29 protein-coding genes and 1 pseudogene are annotated in these 26267 nt (G+C 71.2%); 21 read left to right on the top strand and 9 right to left on the bottom strand.

The window, feature by feature from the left end:
- Nucleotides 1-45: 45 nt before the first annotated feature.
- The 17 genes and pseudogenes from K415_RS0106200 to K415_RS23335 form a co-directional block, all read left to right on the top strand.
- Nucleotides 46-726, top strand: coding sequence for a TetR family transcriptional regulator (locus tag K415_RS0106200; protein ID WP_081784907.1), 681 nt, complete (start codon nt 46-48; stop codon nt 724-726).
- A 1-nt stretch (nt 727) separates the two neighbouring features.
- A complete protein-coding gene (locus K415_RS0106195) occupies nt 728-1684 on the top strand; it encodes an ABC transporter ATP-binding protein (protein ID WP_024286215.1) in 957 nt (318 codons plus the stop codon).
- Entirely contained in the window at nt 1681-2478 is a 798-nt protein-coding gene (locus tag K415_RS0106190) for an ABC transporter permease subunit (protein ID WP_051480429.1), read from the top strand. The genes K415_RS0106195 and K415_RS0106190 overlap by 4 nt, the downstream gene beginning before the upstream one ends.
- Before the next feature lie 202 nt (nt 2479-2680).
- Nucleotides 2681-4132 (top strand): ethanolamine permease, encoded by a 1452-nt coding sequence (gene eat / locus K415_RS0106185; RefSeq protein WP_029663254.1) that lies wholly within the window; start codon nt 2681-2683, stop codon nt 4130-4132.
- A gap of 109 nt (nt 4133-4241) precedes the next feature.
- Nucleotides 4242-4532 (top strand): EutN/CcmL family microcompartment protein, encoded by a 291-nt coding sequence (locus tag K415_RS0106180; protein ID WP_024286212.1) that lies wholly within the window; start codon nt 4242-4244, stop codon nt 4530-4532.
- A gap of 8 nt (nt 4533-4540) precedes the next feature.
- Entirely contained in the window at nt 4541-5977 is a 1437-nt protein-coding gene (locus K415_RS0106175; RefSeq protein WP_024286211.1) for an ethanolamine ammonia-lyase reactivating factor EutA, read from the top strand.
- A gap of 30 nt (nt 5978-6007) precedes the next feature.
- Nucleotides 6008-7375: an ethanolamine ammonia-lyase subunit EutB gene (locus K415_RS0106170; RefSeq protein ID WP_024286210.1), complete on the top strand. Its 1368-nt coding sequence runs from the start codon at nt 6008-6010 to the stop codon at nt 7373-7375.
- Nucleotides 7376-7383: 8 nt separating this feature from the next.
- Nucleotides 7384-8361, top strand: coding sequence for an ethanolamine ammonia-lyase subunit EutC (eutC, locus tag K415_RS0106165; RefSeq protein WP_034661073.1), 978 nt, complete (start codon nt 7384-7386; stop codon nt 8359-8361).
- Complete coding sequence (gene eutL / locus K415_RS0106160) at nt 8361-9017, top strand: ethanolamine utilization microcompartment protein EutL (protein WP_024286208.1); 657 nt, start codon at nt 8361-8363, stop codon at nt 9015-9017. The genes eutC and eutL overlap by 1 nt, the downstream gene beginning before the upstream one ends.
- Nucleotides 9018-9020: 3 nt before the next feature.
- Nucleotides 9021-10538 (top strand): aldehyde dehydrogenase family protein, encoded by a 1518-nt coding sequence (locus tag K415_RS0106155; protein WP_024286207.1) that lies wholly within the window; start codon nt 9021-9023, stop codon nt 10536-10538.
- Between the two features lie 157 nt (nt 10539-10695).
- Nucleotides 10696-10992 carry an ethanolamine utilization microcompartment protein EutM gene (gene eutM, locus K415_RS0106150; protein ID WP_034661069.1) on the top strand — a complete coding sequence of 99 codons (297 nt, stop codon included), beginning with the start codon at nt 10696-10698 and terminating at the stop codon, nt 10990-10992.
- Nucleotides 10993-11018: 26 nt separating this feature from the next.
- Complete coding sequence (locus tag K415_RS24565; RefSeq protein ID WP_024286205.1) at nt 11019-11567, top strand: cupin domain-containing protein; 549 nt, start codon at nt 11019-11021, stop codon at nt 11565-11567.
- Nucleotides 11564-12427 carry an ethanolamine utilization protein EutJ gene (gene eutJ, locus K415_RS0106140; protein ID WP_024286204.1) on the top strand — a complete coding sequence of 288 codons (864 nt, stop codon included), beginning with the start codon at nt 11564-11566 and terminating at the stop codon, nt 12425-12427. The genes K415_RS24565 and eutJ overlap by 4 nt, the downstream gene beginning before the upstream one ends.
- 18 nt (nt 12428-12445) lie before the next feature.
- Complete coding sequence (locus tag K415_RS0106135) at nt 12446-13069, top strand: hypothetical protein (RefSeq protein ID WP_024286203.1); 624 nt, start codon at nt 12446-12448, stop codon at nt 13067-13069.
- Complete coding sequence (locus K415_RS0106130; RefSeq protein ID WP_024286202.1) at nt 13056-13418, top strand: hypothetical protein; 363 nt, start codon at nt 13056-13058, stop codon at nt 13416-13418. The genes K415_RS0106135 and K415_RS0106130 overlap by 14 nt, the downstream gene beginning before the upstream one ends.
- Before the next feature lie 140 nt (nt 13419-13558).
- A complete protein-coding gene (locus K415_RS0106120) occupies nt 13559-13825 on the top strand; it encodes a hypothetical protein (protein WP_024286201.1) in 267 nt (88 codons plus the stop codon).
- A gap of 174 nt (nt 13826-13999) precedes the next feature.
- Nucleotides 14000-14089, top strand: a pseudogene (locus tag K415_RS23335) (alcohol dehydrogenase); the annotation flags it as partial.
- A gap of 106 nt (nt 14090-14195) precedes the next feature.
- Here K415_RS23335 and K415_RS0106115 read toward each other — a convergent pair.
- From K415_RS0106115 to K415_RS22580, 3 genes are all read right to left on the bottom strand, one after another.
- On the bottom strand, nt 14196-14567 hold the full coding sequence (locus K415_RS0106115) for a type II toxin-antitoxin system VapC family toxin (RefSeq protein WP_024286200.1): 372 nt from the start codon (nt 14565-14567) through the stop codon (nt 14196-14198).
- Nucleotides 14564-14800, bottom strand: a complete 237-nt coding sequence (locus tag K415_RS0106110) for a type II toxin-antitoxin system Phd/YefM family antitoxin (RefSeq protein ID WP_024286199.1) — start codon at nt 14798-14800, stop codon at nt 14564-14566. The genes K415_RS0106115 and K415_RS0106110 overlap by 4 nt, the downstream gene beginning before the upstream one ends.
- A 69-nt stretch (nt 14801-14869) precedes the next feature.
- Nucleotides 14870-15436: a hypothetical protein gene (locus K415_RS22580; protein WP_024286198.1), complete on the bottom strand. Its 567-nt coding sequence runs from the start codon at nt 15434-15436 to the stop codon at nt 14870-14872.
- Nucleotides 15437-15800: 364 nt separating this feature from the next.
- Here K415_RS22580 and K415_RS0106100 point away from each other — a divergent pair, with 364 nt between their 5' ends.
- Nucleotides 15801-16898, top strand: coding sequence for an IS110 family transposase (locus K415_RS0106100; protein ID WP_024285553.1), 1098 nt, complete (start codon nt 15801-15803; stop codon nt 16896-16898).
- A gap of 296 nt (nt 16899-17194) precedes the next feature.
- Here K415_RS0106100 and K415_RS0106095 read toward each other — a convergent pair whose 3' ends face one another.
- Nucleotides 17195-19093, bottom strand: a complete 1899-nt coding sequence (locus K415_RS0106095; RefSeq protein ID WP_024286197.1) for a DUF4914 family protein — start codon at nt 19091-19093, stop codon at nt 17195-17197.
- Between the two features lie 198 nt (nt 19094-19291).
- On the opposite strand from K415_RS0106095, the gene K415_RS0106085 reads away from it, so the two are divergent.
- Together K415_RS0106085 and phoA are read left to right on the top strand one after the other, a co-directional pair.
- A complete protein-coding gene (locus tag K415_RS0106085; RefSeq protein WP_024286196.1) occupies nt 19292-20626 on the top strand; it encodes an alpha/beta fold hydrolase in 1335 nt (444 codons plus the stop codon).
- Between the two features lie 173 nt (nt 20627-20799).
- A complete protein-coding gene (phoA, locus tag K415_RS0106080) occupies nt 20800-22140 on the top strand; it encodes an alkaline phosphatase (protein WP_024286195.1) in 1341 nt (446 codons plus the stop codon).
- A gap of 42 nt (nt 22141-22182) precedes the next feature.
- On the opposite strand, the gene K415_RS0106075 is transcribed toward phoA, so the two are convergent.
- Nucleotides 22183-22821 (bottom strand): nitroreductase/quinone reductase family protein, encoded by a 639-nt coding sequence (locus K415_RS0106075; protein WP_081784905.1) that lies wholly within the window; start codon nt 22819-22821, stop codon nt 22183-22185.
- 114 nt (nt 22822-22935) lie between these two features.
- On the opposite strand from K415_RS0106075, the gene K415_RS0106070 reads away from it, so the two are divergent.
- Nucleotides 22936-23421 carry a flavodoxin domain-containing protein gene (locus tag K415_RS0106070; RefSeq protein WP_029663248.1) on the top strand — a complete coding sequence of 162 codons (486 nt, stop codon included), beginning with the start codon at nt 22936-22938 and terminating at the stop codon, nt 23419-23421.
- On the opposite strand, the gene K415_RS0106065 is transcribed toward K415_RS0106070, so the two are convergent.
- The 4 genes from K415_RS0106065 to K415_RS0106050 all read right to left on the bottom strand — a co-directional run bounded on the left by K415_RS0106065 (nt 23422) and on the right by K415_RS0106050 (nt 26266).
- Nucleotides 23422-24114: a TetR/AcrR family transcriptional regulator gene (locus K415_RS0106065; protein WP_197024681.1), complete on the bottom strand. Its 693-nt coding sequence runs from the start codon at nt 24112-24114 to the stop codon at nt 23422-23424.
- Between the two features lie 48 nt (nt 24115-24162).
- Nucleotides 24163-24903: an ABC transporter permease subunit gene (locus K415_RS0106060; protein WP_024286191.1), complete on the bottom strand. Its 741-nt coding sequence runs from the start codon at nt 24901-24903 to the stop codon at nt 24163-24165.
- Entirely contained in the window at nt 24900-25619 is a 720-nt protein-coding gene (locus K415_RS0106055; RefSeq protein ID WP_029663246.1) for an ABC transporter ATP-binding protein, read from the bottom strand. The genes K415_RS0106060 and K415_RS0106055 overlap by 4 nt, the downstream gene beginning before the upstream one ends.
- Before the next feature lie 116 nt (nt 25620-25735).
- On the bottom strand, nt 25736-26266 hold the full coding sequence (locus K415_RS0106050; RefSeq protein WP_024286189.1) for an NUDIX hydrolase: 531 nt from the start codon (nt 26264-26266) through the stop codon (nt 25736-25738).
- Nucleotide 26267 lies beyond the last annotated feature (1 nt).

The following is a 26267-nucleotide window of genomic DNA, read 5'->3' as shown; positions in this document are numbered from 1 at the left end:
CCGAGGCGCTTGACAGCCCTTGAACGACTGTTCAAGTATTAGGCCGTGCGTTCAACGAGCGGGGCGGCCGAGGGTGTGGCCGACGACCGGACGACCAAGGCGCGGATCCGCGACGTCGCGATCACCCGGTTCGCCCGGGACGGCATCGCGGCGACCAGTCTGCGTGCTGTCGCGGGTGACGCCGGCGTCGCCCCGAGCCATGTTGCGCACTACTTCGGGTCGAAGACCGGCTTGCGGGCCGCCTGCGACGACCACGTCGCCGCGATGCTCCGTGCACAGCAGGAGGAGGTCGTGGGTGCTGGCCTCGACCTGGACCCGCTCGCGGCTCTGCGTCGATCCCGCGGCGGTCTGCCGATCCTGGCCTACCTCGCCCGGACCCTCGTCGAACCCTCGCCGACGGCCGACGCCCTCGTCGACCAGCTGGTCGCCGACTCCGAGCGGTACATGGCCGGGCTCGCCGCGAACGGCCTGATCACCCCCAGTGCCACGCCGAGGACCCGGGCGGTCCTGCTGACCTTCTGGTCGCTCGGCGCGCTCGCGCTCCATACCCAGCTCGAGCGGTTGCTGGGCGTCTCGATGACCGAGCCGGAGGAGAACCCCGCCGCGTTCGGCGAGTACGCCGCAGCGACCCTCGAGCTGATGGGCCCCGGCCTGCTCTCCCGGGAGCTGGCCGCCCGGCTCGCCGACGTGTTCGTCCCACCCGAACCTCCGACCGAGGAGAAGTGACATGACACCAGTCATCCGCACCAGCGGACTGGTCAAGGACTACGGGAAGGTCCGTGCGCTGCACGGTCTCGACCTCGAGGTCGAGGCAGGTGAGGTGTTCGGCTTCCTCGGCCCCAACGGCGCCGGCAAGTCGACCACCATCCGCCTGCTGCTCGACCTGCTGCGCCCGACGGCGGGCACCGTCGAGGTGTTCGGCCGGTCGCCATCGGCGGGCGGTCCGGCGCTCCGCGCCCGGATCGGCTACCTGCCGGGCGAGCTCGCGCTGCCGGCCCGCGTGAACGCCGGTGAGTACCTCGGCCACCTGGCCGCGCTCCGCGGCGGGAAGGGAGCGGCGCGGATCGGCGAGCTCGCCGAACGCTTCTCCCTCGACCTGTCCCGACCGCTGCGTGCCCTGTCCAAGGGCAACAAGCAGAAGGTCGGGCTCGTGCAGGCGTTCATGCACGACCCTGAGCTGCTCGTCCTCGACGAGCCGACCAGCGGTCTCGACCCGCTGCTGCAGCGCGAGTTCCGGCTGCTCGCCCAGGAGGCCCAGGCGCGCGGCGCGACGGTGTTCCTGTCGAGCCACGTGCTGCAGGAGGTCGAGGAGGTCGCCCGCCGCGTCGCGATCATCCGCGCGGGCGTGATGGTCGACGTCGACGACGTCCGGGCTTTGCGCAGGCGGGCCGGCCAGCAGGTGCTGCTGCGCTTCGCCGCGCCGGTCGACGTGGCCGAGTTCGCCGACCTGCCAGGCGTCCACGACGCCGTCGTCGACCCGCAGGACACGGTGACGCTCACCTGCCTGCTGCGCGGTGAGCCGATGGCGCTGCTGGTCGCCGCGTCGCGCCACCACGTGATCCGGTGGCACGCCAAGGACCGCGAGCTCGAGGACCTCTTCATGGACTTCTACCGCACGGCGCCGGACGGCGTCGTCGACCCGGCCCCCGACGGGACCGGCACCTCGAAGGAGAACGTGCGATGACCGCTCGGATCGGGACCGTCCTGACCGGGGTCCTGCGGACCCAACGTCGGTCGCTGGCGCTGTGGGCCGTGGCGATCGCCGCGGTCTCGGCGATGTACAGCGCGTTCTACCCGGCGATCGGCCAGGTGAAGTTCGAGGCGATGATGGAGTCGATGCCGCCCGAGCTCGTCACGGCGATGGGCTTCGAGTCGATGTCGACCGCCGCCGGCTACATCTCGGCGACGGTGTACTCGCTGTTGGGGGCCGTCCTCGTGCTCGTCTGCTCGATCGGGCTCGGCGCCCGTCTGGTCGCCGGCAACGAGGAGGACGGGCTCCTCGAGCTCGAGCTCAGCGCACCGGTGTCACGCCGTCGGGTGTACCTCGAGCGCCTCGCCGCCCTGTGGGTCACGGTCCTGGTGCTCGTGCTGGCCGTCACGGCGATCCTCCTGCTGCTGTCGGTCACGATGGACCTGGGGCTCGTGGCGGGCAACCTCGTGGCCGCCGGAGCCGGGCTGCTGCTGTTCGGTGGCGCGCTGGGCACGCTGGCCCTCGCCGTCGGCGCCGTGACCGGTCGACGGGGGTTCGCGCTGGGCACCGCGTCGGCCGTCGCCGTGCTCGCGTACCTCTTCGGCTACATCGGCCCGCTCGTCGAGGCGGACTGGATGGAGGCCGTCTCGCCGTACCACTGGGACGTCGGGACGGAGCCGTTGATCAACGGCGTCGACTGGCCGGGGCTCGGTCTGCTCCTCGCGCTCGCGCTGGTCCCCGCGGTGGCCGGGCTGCTGCGCTTCGACCGCCGGGACGTCATGGTCTAGGCGTCAGGTGGTCCCGATCGTCCCGCCGCCGACGGAATGCTCACGTTCACCAGGAACCGAATGTTCACGTTCACCAGAACGAGTGCGCGAACTCCTTGCGGGGACGAGTTCCGCAGGACTAGCGTCCGGCGACAAGGGGCTGACCGGCAGGCGTGTGGGAAACGAGGACGGCGCCCCGAGCGCCGCCGATGAGGAGCTCACGATGGCAAACTCCAAGCGGCACCACCTTTCCGGCGGCGTCGAGTCGCAGGACGAAGGCGCCGAATACTTCGAGAAGCGTCAGCTGGAGAAAGGCGTCGCAGGCTGGCTCCTGCTCGCCGGGCTCGGCGTCGCATATGTCATCTCCGGCGACTTTGCCGGCTGGAACTTCGGACTCGCCCAGGGCGGCTGGGGCGGACTTCTGATCGCCACGGTGCTCATGGCCGTCATGTATCTCTTCATGGTGTTCGGCCTGGCCGAGCTGTCGTCCACGATCTCCACGACCGGTGGTGGCTATGCGTTCGCCCGCCGCGCCATGGGGCCGTGGGGTGGCTTCCTGACCGGCACAGCAATCCTCATCGAGTACGCCATCGCACCCGCGGCGATCGCCAACTTCATCGGTGCCTACGTCGACTCGCTGATCGGCTTGGACGGTTGGGTCGTCTTCCTCTTCTTCTACGCTGTCTTCGTCGGCCTGCACCTCTGGGGCGTCGGCGAGGCCCTCAAGCTGATGTTCGCGATCACCGCGGTCGCCGTCGTGGCGCTCGTGGTCTTCGTCATCGCAGCCATCCCGCAGTTCGACGCGTCGAACCTGACGAACATCCCGGTGGACGAATCAGCCATGGGGGCGAGCGCGTTCCTGCCCTTCGGCGTGATCGGCATCTGGGCCGCCCTGCCGTATGCGATCTGGTTCTTCCTCGCGGTCGAGGGCGTCCCGCTCGCCGCGGAGGAGTCGAAGGACCCGGCCAAGGACATGCCGCGCGGCATCATCGGCGCGATGCTCGCCCTGATCGTCTTCGCCGCGCTCATCCTGCTGGTCGCGCCGGCCGCCGCGGGTGCCCTCGAGCTCTCCGAGTCCGGGAACCCGCTGGTCGAGGCGCTGGAGTCGCCGCACGCCTACGACGGGCAGAACTTCGTCAGCAGCTTCATCAACGTGGTGGGTCTGCTCGGGCTGATCGCGAGCTTCTTCTCGATCATCTACGCGTACTCCCGCCAGACCTTCGCCCTCTCCAGGGCCGGCTACCTGCCGCGGATCCTGTCCGTGACCGGGACGCGCAAGACGCCGACCCTCGCGCTGGTCGTCCCCGGGATCATCGGCTTCATCATGGCCGTCCTCAACCAGGGCGACCTGCTCATCCTCGTGGCCGTCTTCGGCGCGACGATCTCGTACGTGATGATGACCGCGTCGCACATCATCCTGCGGATCAAGGAGCCGGACCTGGTTCGGCCCTACCGGACCCCCGGCGGCATCGTCACGACGAGCATCGCGTTGGTGCTGGCGCTCGTCGCCCTGGTCGCCGGCTTCCTGGTGGACACCAGGGTGGTCGTCATCACCGCCGCGGTGTACGCCGTCGCGATCGCCTACTTCGGCCTGTTCAGCCGGCACCACATCGTGGCGACGGCGCCGGAGGAGGAGTTCGCGCTCATCGAGTCTGCGGAGTCCGAGCTCCACTGAGCCGGCTGACGTCGGGCCGGCGCACACCGGCCCGGCGCACGTCGGCCAGCACCTGTTGCACCGAGGCCGGCGTCCGGGTAGTCCGGGCGCCGGCACCACGGAGGAAGCAATGCGCATCGCCAGGGTCATCGGATCCGCAGTCGCGACGGTCAAGGCCCCCAGCCTCGTCGGCCACAAGCTCCTCGTCGTCCGGGAGGCGGACGAGAGGAACGAGGTGACCGGCCCGGCGTTCGTGGCGGTCGATGTGGTCGGTGCCGGCTCGGGCGAGCTCGTCCTGCTCGCCGAGGGCAGCGGTGCGCGCGAGACGTCGACCACCACCGACCAGCCGGTCGACGCGATCATCGTGGGTATCCTCGACTCCCTCGAGGTCGACGGCACCGTCACGTTCCGCAAGAGCTGACGGCCTCGATGCCCGGTCCGCAGCGGGAGGTTCTGAGCGTCGGGATCGACGTCGGGACCACCACCACCCAGGTCGTCTTCTCACGCCTGGTGCTGCACGACGTCGCGAGGCCGGGCCAGGTACCGCGGATCCAGGTCGACGAGAAGTCCGTCGTGCACCGCGGCGAGGTGCACCTCACGCCCCTGACCGGGCCGGACGAGGTGGACGCCCGAGCTCTGGCCGAGCTGGTCAGCGGCGAGTACGCCCGCGCCGGCGTCTCCCCCGGCTCGATCGAGACCGGCGCGGTGATCGTCACCGGCGAGACGGCCCGGACGAAGAACGCCGAGGCGATCCTGCAGGCCCTGTCCAGCGACGCCGGGGACTTCGTCGTGACGATCGCCGGGCCGAACGCCGAGGCGCAGATCGCGGGTCGCGGATCGGGCGCGGCGCGCTGGTCGGCGGACCACTACGAGCAGGTCACGAGCGTCGACATCGGTGGTGGCACGTCCAACGCCGCGATCTTCCGGATGGGTCGTCATCTGGGCTCGTCAGCCATCGCGGTCGGTGGGCGACAGCTCGAGATCGACGCCGCAGGCACCGTGCTGCGCGTGGCGCCACCCGGCCGCGCCATCGCCGACTCGCTGCGGCTCGGCTTCCAGGTCGGCAGCCGGGCGAGCCTGGAGGACCTGCGCCGCTTCTGCGACGCGATGGCGGACATGGTCGTCGACCTGGTGACGGGCGTTGCGGTCACCGTCGGGCCCGGGATCCAGCTGACTCCTCCGCTCGTCGACGCGCAAGCCTCGACGTCGGTGTTCCTCACCGGCGGCATCGGTGCCTGCTACTACGAGCGGCCCGATGCCGGCACGACGGCGGATGTCGCCCGATACGGCGACGTCGGCCCGTTGCTGGCAGACGCCCTGCACCGGAACCCCCGGCTGGCCGCCCTGACGGTGCGCGAGCCACCGGAGACCCTGCGCGCCACGGTGCTCGGCGCGGCCGGCCAGACCGTGACGCTGAGCGGCTCGACGATCTGGGTGGACTCCTCGCTCCTGCCGCTGCGCAACATCCCGGTCCTGAGGCCGGCCATGCCGGGTCGCGGTGGCGGCCCGTCGTTCGCGGAGGCCGTCACAGAGGCGGCGGCCCGGTGGGACCTCGACGCGGACGCCCAGGCGGCGATCGTCGTCGACCTGCCCGCCGAGCTCGGCTACACCTCGCTGCAGTCCATCGTGGCCGAGATCGCCGAGTACCACGACGCCACGCCCGGCGACCGTCCGCTCGTGCTCGTCCTGCAGCAGGACTACGCGCAGGTCCTCGGCCAGACGCTCCAGGCCAGCCGGCCCGGGCTGCCGCTCATCGCCATCGACCAGGTCGGCCTGGGTGAGGGCGACTTCATCGACATCGGGATGCCAATCCTCGACGGACGTGCGGTGCCCCTGTCCATCAAGACGCTGGTGTTCTATGACTGAGACCACCGTCACCCGAGGGGGCGCTCGCCGATGCAGCTAGCCGCAACCCTGTTCGGCCACCGCTACGAGTTCCGCGACATCAAGGAGCTCCTGGCCAAGGCGAACGAGGACAAGTCCGGTGACCACCTCGCCGGCGTCGCCGCCGAGAGCTCGGCGGAGCGCGTGGCCGCCCGGTTCGTGCTCGCCGAGGTCACCATGGAGACCCTGCGCGCCAACCCGGCCGTCCCGTACGACGAGGACGAGGTGACCCGGGTCATCGACGACGCGGTCAACGAGGCCGTGTACGGCGAGATCAAGGGCATGCAGGTCGGTGAGCTGCGCGAGTGGCTGCTCGCAGACTCCACGACCGGCGACATGATCAAGCGGCTGAGCAACGGCCTGACCTCGGAGATGGTCGCAGCGGTCACCAAGCTCATGTCGAACATGGACCTCATGCTCGCGGCGAGCAAGATCAAGATCGTCAAGCACGCGAACAACACGATCGGGCTGCCGGGGACGATCGGCTCGCGCTGCCAGCCCAACAACCAGACCGACTCGGTCGAGGGGATCCGCGCGGCGATCTACGAGGGCCTGAGCTTCGGCTCGGGGGACAGCGTCATCGGGATCAACCCGTCCGACGACTCGCTCGGCAGCGTGGTCCGCCTGCTCGAGATGACCCACGAGGTGATCACCCGCTGGGAGATCCCCACCCAGAACTGCCTCCTCGCGCACGTCTCGACCCAGATGGAGGCGATGCGCAAGGGTGCCCCCGTCGGCCTGGTGTTCCAGAGCCTCGCCGGGTCGCAGAAGGGAAACGAGTCCTTCGGCATCGACGTCGGGATGCTCGACGAGGCCTACGCGCTGGCGAAGCGCTACTCGGTCGCGACCGGTCCCAACTACATGTACTTCGAGACCGGTCAGGGTGCCGAGCTGTCTGCGGACGCGCACCACGGCGCCGACCAGGTCGTGATGGAGGCGCGCTGCTACGGGCTCGCCAAGCGGTACGACCCGTTCCAGCTGAACACCGTCGTCGGCTTCATCGGGCCCGAGTACCTCTACGACTCGACGCAGATCACGCGCGCGGGCCTCGAGGACCACTTCATGGGCAAGCTCACCGGCATCTCCATGGGTGCCGACGTCTGCTACACCAACCACGCGCGGTCCACGCAGAACGAGCTCGAGAACCTGGCCGTGCTGCTCGGCGCGGCCGGCGTGAACTACATCATGGGGATCCCGATGGGGGACGACTCGATGCTCAGCTACCAGAGCTCGAGCTACCACGACGCGCCGAGCCTGCGGCAGCTGCTCGGGCTGCGTCCGCTCCCGGAGTTCGAGGCCTGGATGGAAGACCTCGGCCTGCTCCGCAACGGTCGGCTGACCGACAAGGCCGGCGACGCATCCTTCTTCCTGAGCCGATAGGGGGACCGATGAGCGTCGTGTCCGCGACCGAGGTCCGAAGCATCGTCGAGGCGGTGCTGGCCGAGCTCGCCCAGACCCCGACTGCCCCGACCGCCCCGACTGCCCCGACGGCGCCGACTGCGGTGGAGCGGGCTCCCGCGGCACCGCGGCCCTCCGCGGCGAGCTCCACCGGACCCGCGGCGTCGCAGCCCGGCGAGCTGCGCATCGAGGTGAGCGACCCGACGGTCCCTGACCGGCGCCGCCAGATCGGTGTGCAGAACCCCGCCAACCCCACCGGACTGGCCAACCTCGCGGCCTCGACCGGGGCGCGACTTGCGGTCGGTCGCGCGGGCCCACGCCCGCGGACGGGTACCGTCCTGCTCTTCAGCGCCGACCACGCGGTGACCCAGGACGCCATCTTCGGTGATGTGCCGACGGCGCTGCTCGACCAGTTCGGGCTGTTCACCGTGCAGACCCAGGTGACCGGACAGGACGAGTTCCTGCTTCGACCTGATCTCGGTCGGCTGCTCTCGGCCGAGGCCAAGGCCCTGGTCGAGCAGAAGTGCGTCAAGAAGCCGCAGGTGCAGGTCGTGGTCGGGGACGGCCTCTCCGCCGCCGCGGTCGCGAACAACCTGCCGCAGATCTACCCCGTGATCGAGCAGGGCCTGCGCGGGGCGGGTCTCACGGTCGGCACGCCGTTCTTCGTGCGGTACTGCCGCGTCGGCGTGATGAACGACATCAACGACATCATCCGGGCGGACATGGTCGTCCTGCTCATCGGCGAGCGGCCGGGCCTGGGCGTGGCCGACGCGATGAGCGTGTACTCCGGCTGGCGCCCGACCGCGGGCAAGACGGATGCGGACCGCGACGTCATCTGCATGATCACCGAGAACGGGGGCACCAACCCGCTCGAGGCCGGCGCCTTCGTCGTCGAGCACGTCAAGAACGTGATGCAGCATCAGGCCAGTGGGGTCGAGCTGCGGTTGAAGCAGAGCGGGAGCCGATGATGGCCGTACTCGACCCGATCAAGCCGACGATCCTCGCGACGCGGGTGATCCCGAACGTGGACCGCGGCTTCGCCGCGCGGCTGGGCCTGCGTGACGACCAGCGGAGCCTGGCCCTGGTCACCTGCGACATCGACGACTGCCTCTACGTCTCCCTCGACGAGGCCACCAAGATGGCCGAGGTCGAGGTCGTCTACGCGAAGAGCTTCTACGCCGGCTCCGCGCACGCCTCCGGCCCGCTGTCCGGGGAGATCATCGGCATCCTGGCCGCGCCGAACCCGGCCGAGGCCCGCTCGGGCCTGGCGGCCTGCGTCGGGTACGCCCAGGAGAAGGCCTGGTTCGAGGCGGCCGACGACGCGGGCGACCTCGCGTTCTTCGCGCACCCGATCTCCCGCACCGGCACGTACCTGAGCAAGGAGGCAGGCATCGGGGTGGGCACCCCGATGGCGTACCTCATCGCCCCGCCGCTCGAGGCGACGTACGCCCTGGACCTTGCCCTGAAGATGGCCGAGGTCGAGATGGTGGTGTGGTTCGAGCCGCCGTCCGAGACCAACTTCTCCGGTGGCTTCCTGACCGGCGACCAGAGCGCCGTCGTCGCCGCGTGCAACGCCTTCCGCGCCGGTGTCCTCGAGATCGCCGCCCACCCGTTGGAGGCGTGAGCGATGGAGGAGCTCGACGACGACCTGCGATCCGTGCAGGAGGCACGTCGCCTCGCGGTGACCTGCCGTACCGCCCAGCGCGAGTTCGCCACCGCGACCCAGCAGGAGGTCGACCGCGTCTGCGCCGCGATGGCCGACGCCGTCTACCGCGAGGCCGCCCGGCTCGGCGCGATGGCCGTCGAGGAGACCGGGTACGGCGTACCTGCGCACAAGCGCATCAAGGTGGAGTTCGCGTCCAGGGCCGTGTGGGAGTCGATCAAGGACGTCCCGACCGTCGGGATCCTGCGGCGTGACCCGGCGGCGGGGATCGTCGAGATCGGCGCCCCGGTGGGCGTCGTCGTCGGCCTGTGCCCGTCCACGAACCCCAGCTCGACGGCCGTCTACAAGGTCCTGATCTCGGTGAAGGCGCGCAACGGCTGCATCATCGCCCCGCACCCGGCCGCCAAGCGCAGCACGTACGAGGCCGTCAAGGTGATGATCGAGGCCGGCGAGCGTGCGGGGATGCCCAAGGGCCTGGTCGCCTGCATGCAGCAGGTGAGCCTGCAGGGCTCCCAGGAGCTCATGAAGCACTACGCGACGTCGGTGATCCTGGCGACCGGTGGGACCCCGATGGTCCGAGCCGCGCACAGCAGCGGCAAGCCGGCGTTCGGGGTCGGTCCGGGCAACGTGCCGGTGTACGTCGACCGGTCCGCCGACGTGCTCGCCGCGGCCGAGGCGATCGTCAACAGCAAGGCTTTCGACTGCTCGACGATCTGCGCGACGGAGCAGTCGGTGGTCGCCGACGAGCCGATCGCCGGCACCCTGCGGGCGGAGATGGAGCGTCTGGGCGCCTACTGGGTGAACCCGGCGCAGAAGGCCGCTCTCGAGCGGACGGTCTTTGCTCCCGGCGGGGCGATGAACCCGCGGGCGGTGGGCAAGACGCCGCAGGCCCTCGCGCAGCTGGCCGGGATCGAGGTGCCCGCCTGGGCACGCATCCTGGTGGCCGAGCTGAGCGCTGTGGGGCGCGAGGAGCCACTGAGCGCGGAAAAGCTCACGACCGTGCTCGGCTGGTACGTCGAGAAGGGCTGGCGCGCGGGCTGTGACCGCTCGATCGAGCTGCTCCGATTCGGCGGCGACGGGCACTCCCTGGTGATCCACGCGACCGACACCACCGTCATCGAGACCTTCGGTCTGGAGAAGCCCGCGTTCCGGATCCTGGTCAACACCTGGGGGACGCTGGGGGCGATCGGGGCGACGACCGGCCTCGTGCCGGCCATGACGCTGGCGCCCGGCGGGATCGGCGGTGCGGTGGTCAGTGACAACATCACCGTCACGCACCTGCTCAACATCAAGCGCCTCGCGTACGCCCTGCACGAGCCTCCGGCGGCGGCCTTCGACCACGCGCCCGACGTGCGGGGCGCCCCGCGGCGGGACGGCACCGGACGCATCGCGGACCGGGGCGCCCCGGCGCCCGCACAGCCGCAGGACCGCGTCGAGCGGATCGTGCGTCGGGTGCTCGAAGAGCTGGGAGGTGGCCCGTGAGCAGACCCCCCGCAAGCCGCCCGCCGCCGGGCCGACCGGCCCGGCACTCCGGTGGTCACCCTCCGGCCGGCCACCATCAGGCAGGTGCACACCCGACGGCACCACGATCCCAACGGCAGCAGCACAGTGAGAGGACAGTCCCGTGACAAATCCCCAGATGATCGCACTCGGCATGGTCGAGACGCGTGGCCTGGTCGGCGCGATCGAGGCGGCCGACGCGATGGTGAAGGCAGCGAACGTCACGCTGATCGGCAAGGAAGTGATCGGCGGTGGCTACGTGACCGTCATGGTGCGCGGTGACGTCGGCGCGGTGAAGGCCGCCACCGACGCCGGCGCGGCTGCGGCGCAGCGGGTCGGTGACCTCGTCAGCGTGCACGTGATCCCCAGGCCGGCCGGAGACGTCGAGTTCATCCTGCCGTCCGACAACCCCGGGACCAAGCCCACCGCCGTCTGAGCACGACGGACTGCTGAGGACCTGCCGTGGGTCGCCGGGCGCACACCGCCGCCGACGTGCTCCGTCTCGCCGCCTCGGGCGCGACGGAGCTCGTCGTCGCGCCCGAGGACCTGGTCACCCCGTTGGCCCGGGACCTGGCCGGGGAGAGGGGAGTCCGGGTCGTCGTGCGATCCGCCGCCACCGACTCCCTGGACGCTGCGCGCCAGGAGACACCACCCCGGCTGCGTCACGTCCCCGGGGTGAACGCCATGGAGCTGGCGCCGTTCCCGGTCGATCTGCACCGTCCGGAGATGGACGTGCGACTCGCCGACGTCGTCACGGGTGCGCACGGCATGCCGATGGCCGCCGGTGTGATGAGCCTGCGCCAGGGCTCGTTCCCGTGGACCCTCGACTACGACGAGGTCGAGTACGTCATCGAGGGTGAGCTGCACATCACCTGCGGCGAGCGCGCGGTGGTCGGCCGACCCGGTGACGTGATCGCGGTTCCGAAGGGCTCGTCGATCACGTTCGGGACACCGTCGTGGGCACGCTTCCTCTACGTGACCTATCCCGCCGACTGGGCCGGTGGGGCATGATCGGCGACCTCGCCGCGACGATGGCGGCGCTCGAGGCGGTGATGGTGCCCGAACCCCTGGCCGAGCGGCCCACCGGGATCAAGGTCGGCGTCGACCTCGGTACCGCATACACCGTGCTGATCGCACTCGATGCCGACGACCGACCGCTCGCGGCGGTCTACGAGTTCGCCGACGTCGTCCGCGACGGTGTGGTGACCGACTTCGTCGGCGCGATCGACCTCGTCCGTCGACTGAAGCGGAAGGCCGAGCTCCGGCTCGGGGTGCCGATCCTGGCCGCGCACGGCGCGTACCCACCAGGCGTGGCGCGCAGCGAGGTGCGCGCCGTCCAGCACGTCATCGAGGCAGCCGAGATGGAGTGCACCGGGCTGGTGGACGAGCCGACAGCCGCGAATGCGGTGCTCCGGCTGCGGGACGGCATCGTCGTCGACGTCGGCGGTGGCACCACCGGCGTCGCGGTGGTCCAGGACGGTGTCGTGGTGCACACGGCTGACGAGCCGACCGGGGGCACCCACCTGACCCTCGTCATCGCCGGCGCCCTCGGGATCTCCTTCGACGAGGCCGAGGCCCTGAAGAAGGACCCGCAGCAGCAGTCCCGGCTGTTCCCGCTGATCCGGCCGGTGATGGAGAAGGTCGCCAGCATCCTGACGACAGCGACGCGTGGATGGCCGACGCCGATGGCCTACCTGGTCGGCGGGACGGCGTCCTTCCCCGGCTTCGCCGAGGTCGTGACCGAGGCCTCGGGGATCGACACGGTCGTGCCCGTCGCGCCGCTGTTCGTGACGCCGCTCGGTATCGCCCGCAACGGCGCAGTCCATGCACCCTCGTACGGATCCACAGAGCTGGGCATGGTGCCCAGATGACCAAGGAGAAGTGCCGCCGTGGCCGATGACTTCGAGCTCCGCGCCTACTGCTACCTCGACCGGATGCAGCCGCAGTACGCCTCCTTCGTCGGGTCCGTCACCCAGGGTGACCTCCCGATCGAGGGCATGGCCGCCCTCTACGTCGAGATGGCGCCCGGCAACCACGTGTTCCGGGTGGTGGACGTCGCGGTGAAGGCGACGATGGCGCGCCCGGGCGCCCAGATCGTCGAACGGCAGTTCGGGATGTTCGAGCTCCACAACGAGTCCCAGGCCGAGGTGCTCCAGGCCGGGGACGCGGTGCTGCGTGAGCTCGGTCTCGACCCGAGCGCCCGCAAGAAGCCGCAGATCGCGTCGATGCAGGTCATCACCAACGTGAGTCCCTACCAGTCGCAGCTCCTCAACCGGTTCACCCGGGGCATGATGCTGGTGGCCGGCCAGACGATGCTCGTCCTGGAGTGCACACCCGCGGCCTACATCAACCTCGCCGCGAACGAGGCCGAGAAGGCGGCTGACGTCAACCTCATGCACGTCACCTCGGTCGGTGTGTTCGGTCGGCTGTGGATGGCGGGGACCGAGTCGAGCATCCTTGCCGCGCGGGACGCGGCAGTGGCAGCGCTGGAGGGTATCGATGGCCGGGACTGAGCAGGACAGCAGGCATCCGCGGCGCCGGTTCGTCACCCGGCACGAGGTCGAGGACGCGGCGGCCGCCGGGCAGCCGGTCCGGTTGCACGGCCGTGACGTCATCACCCACGAGGCGGCGCAGCGAGCACGGGACCTCGGGGTCGTGATCGAGCGTGAGCCGTCTGGCGGCGCGCCGGGCCCGTCGGCGGGACGGTCGTCCGCCAGTCGGTCGGCGCCGTCCGTCGCGACCTCGGCCGCACCCGACGACCTGCGCCGTGCCGTTCGGGCGGCGGTCGTCGCCGAGCTCGGGGTGGAGCCGCCTGGCCTCGACGCGGTGATCGCCCGGGTCCTCGACAGACGCGAGCGGTAGCCGGCCTGGACATCGGAGCGCCTGCACGGCCGTCGTGACGGAATCACCCGGGGCGGGGATCATCGCAGGGCCGCATCTGCCGATGGAGCAGGAGAGCGGCGCAGACGGCGCCGGCCATCAGCAGGTCAGCGAGGTCGGCCATGACCAGGACATCGGCACCCACCCAGGTCCGCGGTGCGTCCGCGGTGCTCCACGGGATGCACCCCCTGCGGGGGTACCCGGTGACCTGGCACCTCACGCCGCTCGTCGCGCGCCCCCAGCACCCGGCGGAGTTCCTCGTGGAGCGCGCCGACGGTCACATCGAGGATGCGACCGCCTGGCAGCTCGCCGAGAAGGAGGTCGCGGTGATGGACTCGCGCGAGATGTGCGACCTGGTCCGACGCGCCTCGGCCATCTCCCTGCACTGACCGGCGCTCTCTGCTGATCGCCGGGCGGTGCGTCCGACGAGAGATGCGTCCGACGGGCCGTGCGTGCGATCTGCGCCAAAGGCCCGCGACATCCCCTCCGGGCGGGGACCAACGTCCCGCCCCCGTCGATCGGCTCGGGTGAGAGTGAGAGGGACGCGCGCCGACGTCGGCGCGATGGCGGACCCCGGCTGGCTCGCGCTGATCCCGAACCGCCCGATCACCATCGGCCACGAGATCGCCGGCGTGGTCACCGCGCCCGGTGAGGGCGTGACGGACGTCAAGATCGGCGATCGCGTCGGCGTCTGCCCGACGGCGTCCGCGCCGTCCCTCCTCGGTCGCCGAGGGCGGGCGGCGGGCTGTGCCGCCGACCTCAGAGCACGTCGACGGCGTAGGCGCCGATCTGGCTGTCGAGGGTCGCGACCACCAGGCCCTCGCACTGGGCCTGGGCGACGAGCATCCGGTCGAACGGGTCCTTGTGGTGCCCGGGCAGGTCGCGGAGCCGCTCGGCGTGCGCCGCCGTCAGGGGCAGCGCCTCGAAGCCGCCGGACAGCAGCGCGGCGGTCGGGTCCGCCGGTGCCTCGAGCTTGCCGAGCGATGCCTTGATCGCGATCTCGCTGATGCTCACCGCCGAGAAGAAGACGTCGTTGTGCTCATCGGCCAGGGCGTCCCGCTGGTGCGCGGGCAGCGCCGGGTCGTCGGCGAGCCACCAGAGCAGCACGTGGGTGTCGGCGAGGATCCTCATCGACCGAACCAGGCCTCGGCGTCGTCCGGGGTGAAGGCTTCGAAGTCCTCCCCGATGACGACCTTGCCGCGCCAGGCGCCCGGCTCGCGGCGCCCGCCCCGGTCCGGGAGCGGGGCGATGCGTGCGACGGGCCGACCATGGCGGGTCAGGGTGATCTCCTCGCCTGCCTCAGCCCGGGCGACGAGCTTGGAGAGCTGGGTCTTCGCCTCGTAGATGTTCACGGTCATGCCCATGCCTCCCAGTCTAGATGGTCAGACCAGACCAGACCAGACCAGGACCCACGAAAGAGACGTACCGCGTGCTCAGTCCCACCACAGCGACCAGCACGGCTCGTTCGGCCGCCACGGGTTGAGCTGTCGGGTGACCTCGTGCGGAAGGCATGCCGCATCGGTGATCCCCAGGTCACGCTGCACGAGCGCCCACAGGCGGTCGCACTGGCAGCCCGGATCGTGCCGGGGTGTGATGTCCAGGTCCGGTGCCCCATAGACCAGGCAGCCTTCGGCGGTGAGGCGCTCGTCGGTGCGCACCGGTCCGACGAGGTAGCCGTGCAGCTCGACCGCGTCCGGGTGGGCGACGGTGGTCCGCAGCAGCACGCCGAGGCTCGGTGCGTCGTTCTGCCTGTCCTCGAGCTGCTCGGGGCCGAGGATCTCGAGGAGGGCCTGGGCCGCGCAGGCGTCGAGGCCGGCGAACCGTGCCACGTCGCCGTCGTCGGCCGGGAGGTGGGTGACGAACGGTGCGACGACATCGGTCACACCCGAGGTGACCAGCCAGCCGCGAGGACCGAGGTACCCGTCGACGTCGTCGTGGTCGATCCGCACCCCCGCGAGCTGCCGTCGGAACGTGCCGGTCAGGTCGGGCGGGGGCGTCATGGGGACCTCGGTCTCGTCGCGTGGGGCGTCTGGACCTCGAGCATCGACGGCGGCCGCGGGTGCGCGCGCACGAGCCCGTGCGTGCTGTGGAGACGCAGGTCCCCGCTGCGGCTGTGGACGCGAGTGCGCAGGTCAGGGCGACGGTTGCCGGGACGACACGCTCCGCGCACCGCCCGAGGAGAGGCGGGCGCGGAGCACGTCAGGATGGGGGGGACCGCCGGCTGTCCCGGTCGGGCGGCCTAGACGGTATGGAGTGACCGCCCGGGTGTGGGTGGTTGCGGGCCGGGGCCTCACTCACGCAATCTCGTGGGTTACCGAGTAGGGGCTGCCTGCTCGGCCTATCCGACATGTGTGGGAGGCCCCGGTGTTCTCTGAGCGTACGAGTGTGGGGCTCGACGTGCACGCACGGTCGGTCGCGGCGGCTGCGATCGATGGCGTGACGGGCGAGCTGTTCCAGGCGAGGTTGACGCCCTCGCACGAGCACATCCGCGGGTGGATAGGCGCGTTGCCGGGTCCGGTCGCGGCGACGTATGAGGCCGGGCCGACCGGCTTCGGGCTCGCGCGGGCACTGAAGGCGGACGGGATTCGGTGCGTGGTCGCGGCTCCCTCGAAGTTGCAGCGACCGTCGGGGGATCGGGTCAAGACCGACGCCAGGGACGCGGTGCACCTCGCCCGGCTGTTGCGGCTGGACGAGATCACCGCCGTGGTCATTCCCTCCGAGGACCAGGAGGCGGCCCGGGACCTGGTCCGGGCGCGAGAGGACTGCCGCGGGGACTTGATGCGAGCCCGGCACCGGCTCTCGAAGCTGCTGCTGCGCCACGGGATCGTCTACGACGGCGGGCAGGCGTGGACCGGGACCCACGACGGGTGGCTACGACGCCAGCACTTCGAGGCCCCGGCGGTGCAGATGGCCTTCGAGTCCGACTACGACGCCGTGCTCGCCACCGATGCGCGCCGCGACCGGCTCGACGCTGCGATCACCGCGATGGCCACGGACAGCGAGTTCACCCCGGTCGTGCGGCGGTTGAGCTGCCTGCGGGGTGTCTCGACGTTGACGTCGTTCGCCCTGGCGGTCGAGATCGGTGACTGGCACCGGTTCACCGGCAACACCATCGGCTCCTTCGTCGGTCTGGTCCCCAGCGAGCACTCCTCGGGGGCCCGCCGGGTGCAGGGCTCGATCACCAAGACCGGCAACACCCACGCCCGTCGGCTGCTGGTCGAAGCAGCCTGGCACCACCGGGCCCGCTACCGACCCGGTGCGACCATGTTGGCCCGCTGGGACCTGGCCTCACCGGCTGCCCGCGCCCGCGGTGACGAGGGGAACCGGCGTCTGCACGCCCGCTGGGTCCGGTTCGACGAACACCACAAGCGACCCGTGATCGCCAACGTCGCCATCGCCCGCGAGCTCGCCGGCTGGTGCTGGTCACTGGCCACCCTCGAGGACCACACGACGGCCCGCTGAACCACCAGGCCCACGATCTGACTCCTGACCCCAGACCGGTAGCAGCGCGTGGAGCGACCCGCGAAACTCCTATGAGCAACGAGCCCCCAGGCTCGCGACGCCCGACTCTAGACCCGCGATCCGCTCCTGCCGAACAGCCCGTCCTGCGGTAGCCAACCCGCGCATATCAGTCTGACCGCGCGTCGCCAACGACACGCTCACCGGACCCCGGGGCCACAGAGTCAACAAGGAGGCGCCGCCCAGAACCCATCCGGGCGGCGCCTCACCCTGCCCACTTGACAGCGGGTCCCTCCATATCAGGAGTGCAGCGGCGTCAGCGCCACGTAGTCGTCGATCGTCCCGTCGCGCAGGCACACGTCGATGATCTGCCGGCCCAGCGGGTCGAGGTCCGCCGTGCAGAACTGCCGCAGCTCGCTCTTGAAGAAGTCGGTCAGGATCTTCGCCCCGGCGTCGTACGCCTCGACGCCCACCTGGGACTGCTGGTCGGGACGCAGGAAGGTCGGCCGGATGAGCTGCCCGTCGATCTTCATCTCCTTGAGCGTGTAGCCGAACAGGGCGCAGCGGGACGCCATCAGGCTGTCGGGCCGCATCCGGCCGGGACCGCGGCGGGCCAGGTACTCCCGCGTCAGCCACTCGGCGGCGAAGCCCACCTTGTACGCTCCGATGTGCTGGTTCGGCGTCAGCACGTAGCGGGTGCGCGGTGCCTCGATGATCTGCCGCAGCAGCAGGTTGGCCGCGGCGACCTTGGTGCCGGTCGCGAACGGCCAGTAGGAGCCGACGCCCTCGGCGACCATGCCGCCGTGCGCGAGCCGGTCCGTGGTGTCGCTGCTCTCGCCGATCGACGGGTTCTTGTCGCCGCGCGGGGCGATCAGGCGCCACAGCCAGGCGAGCGCGGGCGGGACGAAGTGCGTCATGCCCATGATCCCGTAGGTCGGGCTGAAGCGCGTGCAGGGCGGCATGCGGACCCCGAACGTGCGGAAGTCCACCTCCTCCGGCTCGTTGATGACGCCCCTGACCAGGCGGCGGGGCACGACGACGCGCGGGTTCGGGCAGGGCTTGCCGGTCGAGTCGAGCGTGTGCTCCCACGGCAGGCAGGTCGCGTCCGGCACGCCCTCGATGTTGTAGAAGACCAGCGGCTCCTGCGGGTGGATGCAGACCCGGTCCAGGTGGACGTCCTCGCCGTACTCGGTGAGGTTGTCGACCCGCACGAACCAGCCGTCCTCGGCGTCGGCGACCCCGAGCTTGCCGTTGCCGCGCTGCAGCACCGGCGGGCACATGGTCATGTCGTCGGTCACCGGCGCGAGCGCGCTCGTCTCGCCGAGGGTGATCACGTACGGCTCGTCGGTCACGACGTTGGTGCCGAGCAGGATGCGGCCGTCGTCCCGGCGGCGCATCTCCTGGCACATCTCGGACTTGCCGCCACCCGAGGCGCCCTCGTGCATGATGATCGTCTCGTTCTCGTACGGTGTGGTGACCCGCACCGACGACGCGTGCGCGGTGACCCAGCCCTCCTGCTCGCCGATGTCCAGCAGCACCGAGAAGACGCCCTTCTTGGCGCTCGGTCCCGGGTACAGGTTGTAGGCGAACACCTCGTGCAGGCTCGTCGAGCGGTCGTGCACGACCACCTGGCGCCCGCCGAAGTGCGTGTGCCGGAACGGCGGCGCGACGTAGAGGATCGAGCGGGGCGTGTACTCGCCGAGCTCCTCGAACGTGACCCAGCCCTGCAGGTCGACCAGGGTCAGGGCGAAGAACGCCGCGTTGACCGGGCAGATCGCCAGCGACGGGTAGCCGTAGGTCAGCCCGCCGGCCTTGAACGGCACGACGACGAGGTCCTGGCCGGAGAGCCACTCGAGCGTCTGCGCCTTGACCGGCGCGAACTCGGCACCGAAGACGTCGCGGTAGCGCGGCTTGTCCGTCGGCAGGTCGTCGGCGATGCGCATGCAGTCCGGGTCCCGGCGACGCAGGTAGTCCTCGGGATAGTTGACCGCGATGCCGTTCTTGCAGCGCACGACGTCGGCCTCGACGACGGGCGTGCCGTCGACGTCGTACTCGACAGTGAACCTCGGGCCGCCCTCGGGTCCGAGGGCCAGCTGGTAGAGCTCGGCACGCGAGGTCGGGACGACGATGCTGCGGCACGCGTCGAGCGCCGCGCGGACATCAGGAGGCAAGGTCAGGCTGTCCAGCGGTCGGCTCACGTCTTCTGCTCCTTGATCGGGCGCGCCACGAGGTCCTCAGTCGATCGGTTCACCGTCGTCGTCGTCGGCACGGAGCGGATCAGCACGCTCTTTGCCCGGACGTTACGTCTCGATGGTAGGAGGCGTATGGGACCTTTGGGGACGTTCGTGCACGCAGCCGTCCACGCCCCGGGCGCCTATTCTCACGATGTGAGCACCATGGACGAGCGGACCAGGCCCGGCAGCGACCTCCCGGAGTACCGGGCCGGCGGTCTCCTCGTCCGGGAGCACCGGCTGACGGTCCCGGTCGACTGGTCGGCGCCCGACCGGTACCCGCCGATCCAGGTCTTCGCCCGCGAGGTCGTCGACCCGGCACGCAGCGGCGACGACCTGCCACTGCTGCTCTTCCTGCAGGGCGGTCCCGGTGGTCAGGGTCCACGGCCCACCGCGGGCGGCTGGTGGACGACGGCGCTGGCGACGCATCGGGTGATCCTGCTCGACCAGCGCGGCACCGGGCGTTCGTCGCGCATCGACGGCCGCCGCATCGCTGCCTTCGACGGACCACAGGCGGCGGCGGACTACCTGGCCTGCTTCCGGGCCGACGCGATCGTCGCCGATGCCGAGCACCTGCGGGCCACCGTGTACGGCAGCCGGCAGTGGGCGACCCTCGGTCAGTCCTACGGCGGCTTCATCACCCTTGCCTACCTGTCCCGCCATCCGGAGGCGCTGACCGCGTGCTACGTCACCGGTGGGCTGCCGGGCATCACGGCGAACGCCGAGGAGGTCTACCGACGCACCTACCCGCGCCAGACCGCCCGCAACGCCGAGATCGCCCGACGCTTCCCCGACGACGTCGCGCTCCTCGGCCGGCTCGCGGACCGGCTGGCGGTCGGCGACGTCGTGCTGCCGAACGGGGACCCGTTCACTGTCGAACGGCTCCAGCTGCTCGGCATGCCGCTCGGGATGAGCACCGGCGTCGACGAGCTGCACTGGTTGCTGGACACCGCTGTCGTCGACGGTGCGGCGGCCGACCCGGCCGAGCCGACCGACGCGTTCCTCACCGCTGTCGCGCACCGCACGGGGTTCGACGAGAACCCGCTCTACGCCGTGCTGCAGGAGGCGATCTACCACCAGGGTCCACGCGCCGGCGGCTGGGCCGCTGCCGCCGAGCAGGAGCGCCACCCGGCCTTCGCCGGTGACGCCCGACCGCTGGTCCTGACCGGCGAGGCGATCTTCCCGTGGATGTTCTCGCAGGTCAGGGTCCTGAGGGCGTTCCAGGGGGCCGCCGAGGTCCTGGCCGCGCGCACCGAGTGGCCGGCGCTGTACGACGTCGACCGGCTGGCTGCCAACGAGGTCCCGGTCGCGGCGGTGCAGTACGTCGACGACCCGTACGTCGACCTCGACCTCGCGCTCGCGACCGCCGACACCGTGGGCAGCGCCGAGGTCTGGGTGACCAACGAGTACCTGCACGACGGCCTGCGGGTCGCGGGCGACGTCATCCTGCCGCGGCTGCTGGAGCTGGCCGCCGGGACGTGGCGCGTCACTCGTCGGTGACGGTGGCTTCGGGCGTCGCACGCCGGATGATGGCCGCAGGGCTCTGTCTTGTTACCGTCGACGGAGGGACGGTCGTCTGGTGACGTCGCCAGACGGGATGTGAGGGGTCGATGCAGGCACGGACAAGAAGGCGTGCGGGCGCCGTTGCTGCACTGCTGAGTCTCCTGGCACTCGTGGTCGCCGTGGTGGTGCTGGCGGGTGGCCTGCCCGACCGGCTCGCGTCCGCCTCGGCGGGAAGCACCCCGAGTCCGGTGCTGGTCGACCAGGTCCAGGACGGCACGGCGCGCAACGTGATCCTGCTCGTCGGCGACGGCATGGGTGACTCGGAGATCACCATCGCCCGCAACTACGAGTACGGCGCAGCGGGTTCCCTTCCCGGCATCGACGCCCTGCCGGCGAGCGGTCAGCTCACGACCTGGTCGGTGGATCGGGTCGACGGGCTGCCCGACTACGTCACTGACTCGGCGGCGGCCGCGAGCGGCTGGGCGACCGGCACCAAGACCTACGACGGCGCCCTCTCGGTAGGCATCGACGGCCTGCCGAGGCCCACGATCCTGGAGATGGCCCAGGCCGACGGTCTGCGCACGGGCGACGTCAGCACCGCCCCGATCCAGGACGCGACACCGGCCGCCCTCCTGGCCCACGTGACCTCCCGTGGATGCATCGGGCCGTCTGCCACGACCACTGGGTGCCCGACGGAGGCGCTGGAGAACGGCGGACTCGGGTCGATCACCGAGCAGCTGATCGAGACCCGGGCCGACCTCGTACTGGGCGGTGGGGCGACCTGGTTCGACGAGATCGCGACATCCGGCCCGTGGGAGGGCAAGACCCTGTTGGCCCAGGCCACCGAGAGGGGCTTCCAGGTGGTGACCGATGTCGCGGGCCTGGACGCGGTCGACCACGTCGACCAGTCCGCGCCGCTGCTCGGGCTGTTCGCTGCCGAGACGCTCCCGCTCCGCTGGGCAGGACCGCTCGCCACGCCCTTGGGTGGGTCCGAACCGGCGGTCCGATGCATGGCGAACCCTGCGCGTGTCGCCTCCACGCCGACGCTCCCGCAGATGACCGGCAGGGCGATCGAGCTCCTGGACACGGGTGGGGAGACCGGCTTCTTCCTGCAGGTCGAAGGCGCGAGCATCGACAAGGCGGACCACGCCGCCAACCCGTGCGGCCAGATCGGTGAGACGGTCGACTTCGACGAGGCGATCCAGGTGGCCCTTGAGTTCGCCGAGACCGATGGCCACACGCTCGTCTTGGTCCTCGCCGACCACGCCCAGTCGAGCCAGATCGTCCCTACGGGCACGACTTCCGGCCTGACGCGGACCTTGCTGACCGCAGACGACAAGCCGATGACCGTCTCCTACCCCACCACCGGCCCCGCCGGTGGGGTGGTCCACACCGGCTCGCAGGTGCGGCTTGCCGCCTACGGCCCCGGCGCGGACCGCGTCATCGGCCTCACCGACCAGACGGACCTGTTCGTGACCATGCGTGAAGCGCTGGGGATCGACCGGACGTAGCAGGGGACCGGCGCGTCGAGCCGAGTGGGGCGTTCATGCTTGTCACCCTGCCGGTCCTCGCCCTCCGCGGCGTGTCTGTCGGCGAAGCAGGGCCGCGATCCCGACGACCGGCAGGAGCACCCCGAGCCCGGTGGTGATCCGCGTGCCCAGCCCGCCCGGGTCGAACGGTCCCGGCAGGACGGCGGTCGGTGTGATCGCCAGGATCGGGAAGGCCTCCGCGAGGACGTCCACCTCGGCGTCGCTCTTGCCCCGCACGTCGCCGAGGGTGATCGCCCCGACGGCGCCCATCGACCCGATGAGGGTCCGGAAGGCTGCCCGACGTTCGTCCGGGTCGGTGATCTCGTCCGCGCGGCCGGCGAGCAGGGCCCCTGGCAGCAGCATCTCGACCTCCGGGTGGGCCAGGGCGTTGCGGAACCAGTGCGCGCCGCGGCCGTAGCCGGCGATCACGACGACCCGGCCGTCGACCAGGGCGTAGCCCAGCGGCGCCTCGCGGACCAGTCCGCTCGTGTGACCGGTGGTCCGCAGCACCATCATCGAGCCCGTGAACGGTGTCGCGAGCAGCAGACCTCCGCCGGCGTGCAGCACGGGGACGGCGAATCGGCGGTTCAGCACCAGGAAGGCCTTGCGGAGCGGCTCGAGCGCGGCCGTCATGGCGGGCCCGTACGGCAGTGGTGTGCTCATACGACGACGCTAGGCCGCCGGTGGGTGCCCGCGTGGGGCATTCGGGCCCGGCGTCCGAACTCCGATCGAGGGAAACCACCCCGGCGTGCGGCGGGTCGACGTAGCGTTGTGACCATGAGTGTTCTCGTCGTCCACGGGTCGAAGCGGGGCGGTACGCAAGGCCTCGCCGAGTCGATCGGCCAGGTGCTGAGCGGGGTCGGTCACGACGTCCGCGTCGAGCCTGCTGCAGACGTTCGCGGGCTCGACGGCGTGACGGCCGTCATCGTCGCCGGAGGCCTGTATGCGAGCAGGTGGCACAAGGACGCGCGACGGTTCGTCCGCAGGCACCGTCGCGAGCTGGCCGTCCTGCCGGTGTGGCTCGTGGCGTCCGGACCGCTGGACGACTCCGCCGACGCGGGCACGCTGCCGCCGGTGGCCCAGGTCAGCGCCGTGGGCACGAGCATCGGCGCCCGCGGCGAGGTCACGTTCGGTGGGCGGCTGACGCCGGACGCCCGGGGCTTCCCCGCGAGCGCGATGGCGAAGACCCAGGCGGGCGACTGGCGCAACGAGGAGCGCATCCGGCAGTGGGCCCTGCAGGTGCACAGCGAGCTCGCGGCCTGATCAGGCGCGCAGCAGCGTCCGCACCGCTGCCTCGATGGCCCGGCGGTCGTCGCCGGACATCGGGGGTGTGCCGTCGGCGGCCGGGCCGTCGGGCCGGCCGGGGAGCCCGCCGAGGCCTGCGACGTGGCGGGCGAAGGCCCGCGTGTGGCACACGCCGGAGAGCATCTCGATCGCCGAGTCGGGGTCGATGCCGGCGTCGATGCGACCGAGGTCCGCCTCGCCGACCAGGTAGGCGCGCACGGCCTGGTGGTGGTGCACCACGGCGCTGTCCTTGGCGTGGATCTCGGTCAGGAAGCGACGGAGCAGCTCGGGCCGCCCGGTCAGTCCCATGATCACCGGGATCATCCCGGCGTAGAACTCGTTCACGGCGACGCACAGGGCCACCAGGTTGTCCACCACGGACCCCGTGCCGGGCTCGGGCGGTCCGCCGGCCGGCGCGGCGGTCAGGATCCCGGCGAGCTCGTCGTAGCTGTCCGCGAGCGCGGCGAGGATCAGCTCGTCCTTGTCGTGGAAGTGGTTGTAGAGCACGCCGTCGGCGACCTGGGCGCGCTGCGCGATGGCCCGGGTGGTGATCCGCGCGACCCCGTGCTCGGCGACGATCGCCCTGGTCACCGCCACCAGATGGTCCCGCAGCGCCCGCGCGTGATCGCCCCCGGACTGACCGAGGAGGGCGCGGGCGCGGCGGGGAGACATCGTGGCCATCCAATCAGAGGTCGTCCGGTGGACGTGACGGCCGGCCGCTCACGCGACGTCCCGCCGGTCGGTGACGCGGGCGGCCAGCACGACCAGCGCCAGGGTCCACGCCGCCAGGGCGAGGCCGCCTGCCGTCCGCGAGAGCAGGTCGGGGGCGGGGCTCCCGACCAGACCTGCCGCTGCGGTCGCCGGCAGCCACCGGGCGACGTCGGGCGCGAGCGCCACGACGGCGTTCTCGACGAGCATGAGCCACACGACGGAGATCCCGATCGCCGTCGGCACGGCCCGCAGCAGGCCGCCCAGCGCCACGCCCATCAGCGCGTACAGGACGTTCCACAGCACGATCCCGACCAGGGCGAGGATGACGACCCGTGACGTCGGCTCGAAGGCGACGTCACGTGCGGCCATCCACGCCGCCGTCGCGGCCAGCGTCATGCCCGCGCTGAGCAGCCCCGAGACGAGCCCGACCGAGCCGAACGCGACGAGCTTGGCGGCCACGACGCGCGACCGCTTCGGTGTGACGAGGAAGGTCCCGGCGATCGTCCCCTGCCGGTACTCGCCGGCGATCGCGGTGATCCCGACGATGAGTGCGAGCAGGGCGGGGACACCGCCGTGCGACAGCGCCGTCCGGAGGCCCTCCGGGGTCTCCAGGGCCACCTCCGTGATGGCGCTGGAGAGCACGGCGCCCGTCACGAGGAGCGCCACCAGGCCGATCTGGGCCAGCAGCAGCCACCACGTCGAGCGGGTCGTGCGGAGCTTGTGGAGCTCGGCGCGGATCAGGCGGTTCATGCCGTCACCGACCCGGTGAGCTCGAGGAACGCCGACTCGAGGTCGCCCTCGGCGCCGGCCTGCGCGAGCAGGTCGTCCAGCGGTCCGTCGAACCGGAGCCGGCCGCCGCTGATCAGCACGATCCGGTCCACGGTCCGGGTGACCTCGGCGAGCAGGTGGCTCGACATCAGGACGGTGCGGCCGTCATCGGCCAGCCCGCGGAGCAGCGCCCGCATCCAGGCGATGCCCTCCGGGTCGAGCCCGTTGGCCGGCTCGTCGCAGACGAGCACCTCCGGGTCGCCGAGGAGGGCGGCGGCCAGCGCCAGGCGCTGGCGCATGCCGAGGGACCAGCCGCCGACCCGTCGACCGGCGGCGGAGGTGAGGTCGACGAGCTCGAGCACCTCGTCGACGCGGGACATCGGCAGGCCGGCCGCGATGGCGAGCACCTCGAGGTGCGCACGCCCGGTGCGTCCGGTGTGGAAGGCGTCGGGGCCGAGGACGGCGCCGACCGTCCGGGTGGGATCGGGGATCTCGGCGTAGGGCCGGCCGCCGATGAGTGCGGTCCCGGAGGTGGGGCGGGCGAGGCCGAGCAGGGCGCGCAGCGCCGTCGTCTTGCCCGCACCGTTCGGGCCGAGGAACCCGGTCACGGTCCCGGCCCGGGCCGTGAAGGTCAGGTCCTCGACCGCGGTGATCGGTCCGTATCTCTTGGTCAGCGCTCGGAGCTGGATGTCGGTCACAAGCTTCCTCCTATATGAACGAGCGTTCATGAACGGGTGTTCATCATTGTCCCGGAGGTGATGGGTTGTCAACGGGGGGTGACCTTCGTGCGTCGCCGCGTGGTCGGCAACGATGTTCAGCCGAGGTCGAGCAGGAACCTGAGCACCGCAGTGAGCGAGAGCCCGTTCGAGAACCCGCCATCGCGTACCAGCAGCCGCAGGTCGGCGACGGGTACCCAGGCGATGCTCTCCGCCTCGGCGGGGTCCGACGGGTCGCCGACCAGCGTGGCGCCGTGCGCGACGAAGACGTGGAACGTCTGGTCGCTCGTGCCGTTGGACGGGTGGAACGTGCACAGCGGTTGCAGCGGACCGGGTCGCCAGCCGGTCTCCTCGAGCGTCTCCCGCGTGGCGGCGTCCATCGGCGTCTCACCCGGCTCGATCCGGCCGGCCGGGATCTCCCAGCCCCAGGTGTCCGTGATGAATCGGTGCCGTCTCAGGAGCAGCAGCCCGCGCTCCGGGTCGTGGACCACGGTCCCCGCAGCCTGTGCCGGCATCCGCAGCACGTGGTGCTCGAAGCGTCCGTGACCGGGCACGTCCACGTCGACGAGCGCGACCCGCATCCACGGGCTGTCATAGACGGTGCGCTCACCGAACGTCTGCCACTCCATC

The organism is Cellulomonas sp. KRMCY2 (assembly GCF_000526515.1).
In the GTDB taxonomy this organism is placed as follows: Bacteria; Actinomycetota; Actinomycetes; order Actinomycetales; family Cellulomonadaceae; genus Actinotalea.
The sequence above is the reverse complement of the archived record's forward strand: the minus strand, read 5'-3'. Positions and strand labels throughout refer to the sequence as shown.